Raw genomic sequence first — 3,659 nt, 5'->3', positions numbered from 1 at the left:
GCGCTGAACATGGTCATCACAGAGACCGGTGCTGACACCGCTGCTGCCAAGGCCCTGCCTGAACTGGCCGGCAAGCTGACCGGTAACGCGATCCGTGTTCCAACGCCAAACGTGTCGATGGCCATTCTCAACCTCAACCTTGAGAAAGCCGCCACCCGTGAAGAGATGAACGAGTACCTGCGCTACATGGCGCTGCACTCCGATCTGCATAAGCAAATCGACTTCGTCAATTCGCAGGAAGTGGTTTCGACCGACTTCGTTGGCTCGCGCCACGCCGGTGTGGTCGACGCTGAAGCGACCATCACCCAGGATAACCGCGTTGTTCTGTACGTCTGGTATGACAACGAGTTCGGTTACAGCTGCCAAGTGATCCGCGTGATGGAAGACATGGCCGGTGTAAACCCGCCAGCGTTCCCGCGCTAAGCCTTAGCTGCACATGAAAACGCCCCGACTTTGGTCGGGGCGTTTTTGTTTGTGTGGCCGTTGGGTCTGTGTCATCAGTGCCGGCCTCTTCGCGAGCAAGCTCGCTCCCACAGGTATCAGTGGTGCTCACGCAATTGCGTTGACACCACCGAACCCTGTGGGAGCGAGCTTGCTCGCGAAAGCGTCCGGTCAGGCGCTGCCGACCACAGCCGCTTGCGCGGTTCGCAGTTCATGCTTATTGCCACGAAACAACACCAGCGTCGCAATCAACCCCAGCACCGCCGCACCCGTGAGCCAGAGCCCCGGCGCAGCTTTGTTACCCAGCACATGAATCAAATAAGTGCATGCTGCCGGTGTAAAACCACCGAACGTCGCTGTCGCCAGACTGTAGGCCAGCGAGAATCCTGTCGTACGAACCTCCACCGGCATGATCTCCGTGAGCGCCACCACCATCGCACCGTTATAAGAGCCGTACAGGAACGACAGCCACAGCTCGACGATCAGCAGATGGCTGAAGCTAGGATTCGCCACCAGCCACGACAGCGCCGGATAAGCCGTCAGAATCGCCAGAATCGTCGCCGCCAGCAGTAGGGGTTTACGTCCGATCTTGTCGGACACCGCGCCCATCACCGGCAACCAGAAGAAGTTCGACAGACCGATGCAGACCGTCACCAGCAAGGCGTCCAGATCCGACAGATGCAGTTCGGATTTGCCGAAAGTCGGGGTGTAGGCGGTGATCAGGTAGAACGACACCGTGGTCATCACCACCAGCGCCATGCCGGCGATGACGATGCCAAAGTTCTGACCGATCGAGCGGACGATTTCGCCCAGCGTAGGGCGATGTTTGCGCGCCTGGAATTCCGGGGTTTCTTCCAGCGAACGACGGATGACAAAGATCACCGGTACGATCATGCAGCCGATCAGAAACGGCACGCGCCAGCCCCATTCGCCCATCTCCTCCGGGCTTAGCCAGTGATTGAGGCCGACACCGAGCAGGCCGGCGAATACCACGGCTGCCTGTTGGCTGGCGGACTGCCAACTGACGAAGAAACCTTTGCGCCCCGGTGTGGAGATTTCCGCCAGATACACCGACACTCCGCCCAGTTCCACGCCGGCCGAGAAGCCTTGCAGCAGACGTCCGAACAACACCAGCAACGGTGCGGCCACGCCGAGCGTCGCATAACCTGGGACGCAGGCAATCAGCACGGTGCCGGCGGCCATCATCGCCAAGGTAATGATCAGGCCTTTGCGCCGGCCATGACGGTCGATATAGGCGCCCAGAAAGATCGCCCCCAACGGACGCATCAGGAAGCCGGCGCCGAACGTGGCCAGCGACAGCATCAAGGAGGCGAAGGCGCTGTCGGCCGGGAAGAAGGTTTTGGCGATGGCCGTGGCGTAGAAGCCGTAGACCATGAAGTCGAACATTTCGAGGAAATTGCCGCTGACAACGCGAAAAATCGCTTTGCCGTTGCCCGTGGTGGAGGACATTTGCAGATACTCACTATTGAATTTGTATGAAGGCGTTGCATCCGTTTCGGAGCGAGCAGGCTCTGTAGTCCATAATGGCGGCCGCGGTTTGGCGGGGAGATGAAGATTTGTTAACTGGACGGTGGAGTGGGCTTGTGGTGCTGGCCGCCATTTTGTCCGGCTGCGGCAACGGCGACAGCCTGGAAAACTTCGGCGGCCCGACCATGGGCAGTACGTATTCGATCAAGTACGTGCGCCATGCAGGGCAGGTTGATACCGCGCAAGTGCGCCGCGAAGTGGAGGGCATCCTCGCTGAAATCGAGCGGCAAATGTCTACCTATCGCAGTGACTCGGATATCGAGCGCTTCAACGCATTGCCCGCCAATAGCTGTCAGACCATGCCCGCGTCTATCCTCGAGTTGGTCCGCGTCGGCGAACAGCTGTCAGAGCAAAGCGAAGGTTCCTACGACCTGACTGTGGAGCCGCTGCTGAATCTGTGGGGTTTCGGCCCGCAAGGTCGCGAAGAAAAAGTCCCGAGCGCTGCCGCTTTGGCTGAAGTGTTGCCAAGGGTCGGTCATCAGCATCTGCGCATCGATGGCGACCGGTTGTGTAAGGACGCTGCCGTCGAGGTCGACTTCAACAGTATTGCTGCCGGTTATGCCGTCGACACGATTGCCGCCAGGCTCGACGCCATGGGCATCCACAACTACCTCGCCGAGGCCACTGGCGAACTCAAGGCCAAGGGCAAAAAACTCGACGGTTCACCCTGGCGCATTGCGTTGGAAGCGCCTCGCGATGATCAGCAGGTCGCCGAGCGCATTATCAACGTCGACGGCTACGGCGTGTCCACCTCGGGTGACTATCGCAACTATTTCCTGCAGGACGGTCGGCGTTATTCCCACACCTTCGATGCCCGCAGCGGCGTGCCCGTCCTACACGACCTGGCATCGGTCACGGTGATTCATCCTTCAGCGTTGATGGCCGATGGACTATCAACGCTGTTGCTGATTCTCGGGCCTGAAAGGGCGTGGGCCTATGCCGAAAAACATGACATTGGTGCATTCTTTGTCATTCGTGCCGATACAGGTTTTGTCATACGCACCAGCAAGGCTTTCGAACGGCTCGCTGGCGCAAAAAATTGACTGAGGACAGTACGAAAGCTGGCGTTGTAGTGCAGGCAAAAGTAGCCTACGACGCGACCAAGGGTTAATGTGCGCGGCGTTGACGCTTCTATAGACTGTGTCCGGGTTCTTTACTGACCCCCAATTGTTCCTTCGCGCCGCCGTTCGGCGTGATTTAGCCGCCGGTGCTGCTGGCACCGCGGCCTGTTCTGAGGAGTACGCATGGCTGTCTACAACTACGACGTGGTGGTACTGGGTTCCGGCCCGGCGGGAGAAGGCGCGGCAATGAACGCCGCCAAAGCAGGGCGCAAGGTCGCGATGGTCGACAGCCGTCGCCAGGTTGGCGGCAACTGCACCCACCTCGGCACCATCCCGTCAAAGGCACTGCGTCACTCTGTGCGGCAGATCATGCAGTTCAACACCAACCCTATGTTCCGGGCCATCGGCGAGCCACGCTGGTTCTCCTTCCCGGACGTGTTGAAAAGCGCCGAGAAAGTCATTTCCAAACAAGTCGCCTCGCGTACCGGCTACTACGCCCGTAACCGCGTCGACGTGTTCTTCGGCACCGGCAGCTTCGCTGACGAGCAAACCATCGAAGTAGTCTGCGCCAACGGCGTGGTCGAAAAACTGGTGGCCAAGCACATCAGC

General features: G+C 59.4%; 3 protein-coding genes and 1 pseudogene. 3 read left to right on the top strand and 1 reads right to left on the bottom strand.

Going from position 1 to position 3,659, the window contains the following annotated elements; all coding sequences use genetic code 11:
• Positions 1–423, top strand: a pseudogene (locus ACIQVE_RS29005) (glyceraldehyde-3-phosphate dehydrogenase); the annotation flags it as partial.
• A 189-nt stretch (positions 424–612) separates the two neighbouring features.
• Here ACIQVE_RS29005 and ACIQVE_RS29000 read toward each other — a convergent pair.
• Positions 613–1,911 (bottom strand): MFS transporter, encoded by a 1,299-nt coding sequence (locus tag ACIQVE_RS29000; protein ID WP_402815314.1) that lies wholly within the window; start codon positions 1,909–1,911, stop codon positions 613–615.
• Positions 1,912–1,985: 74 nt separating this feature from the next.
• On the opposite strand from ACIQVE_RS29000, the gene ACIQVE_RS28995 reads away from it, so the two are divergent.
• Together ACIQVE_RS28995 and ACIQVE_RS28990 are read left to right on the top strand one after the other, a co-directional pair.
• Positions 1,986–3,032 (top strand): FAD:protein FMN transferase, encoded by a 1,047-nt coding sequence (locus tag ACIQVE_RS28995; RefSeq protein ID WP_402815312.1) that lies wholly within the window; start codon positions 1,986–1,988, stop codon positions 3,030–3,032.
• 201 nt (positions 3,033–3,233) lie between these two features.
• Positions 3,234–3,659: FAD-dependent oxidoreductase (locus tag ACIQVE_RS28990; RefSeq protein ID WP_402815310.1), on the top strand; the 426-nt coding region annotated here is incomplete at its 3' end.

The sequence above is a fragment of the Pseudomonas sp. NPDC098747 genome, assembly GCF_044760045.1.
Taxonomy (GTDB): Bacteria; Pseudomonadota; Gammaproteobacteria; order Pseudomonadales; family Pseudomonadaceae; genus Aquipseudomonas.
This window is presented reverse-complemented; position numbering and strand designations above follow the sequence as displayed.

Coding starts and splice junctions, on each gene's coding strand:
- ACIQVE_RS28995 (WP_402815312.1), top strand. CDS start 1,986: ATGGCGGCCGCGGTTTGGCGGGGAGATGAAGATTTGTTAACTGGACGG.
- ACIQVE_RS29000 (WP_402815314.1), bottom strand. CDS start 1,911: ATGTCCTCCACCACGGGCAACGGCAAAGCGATTTTTCGCGTTGTCAGC.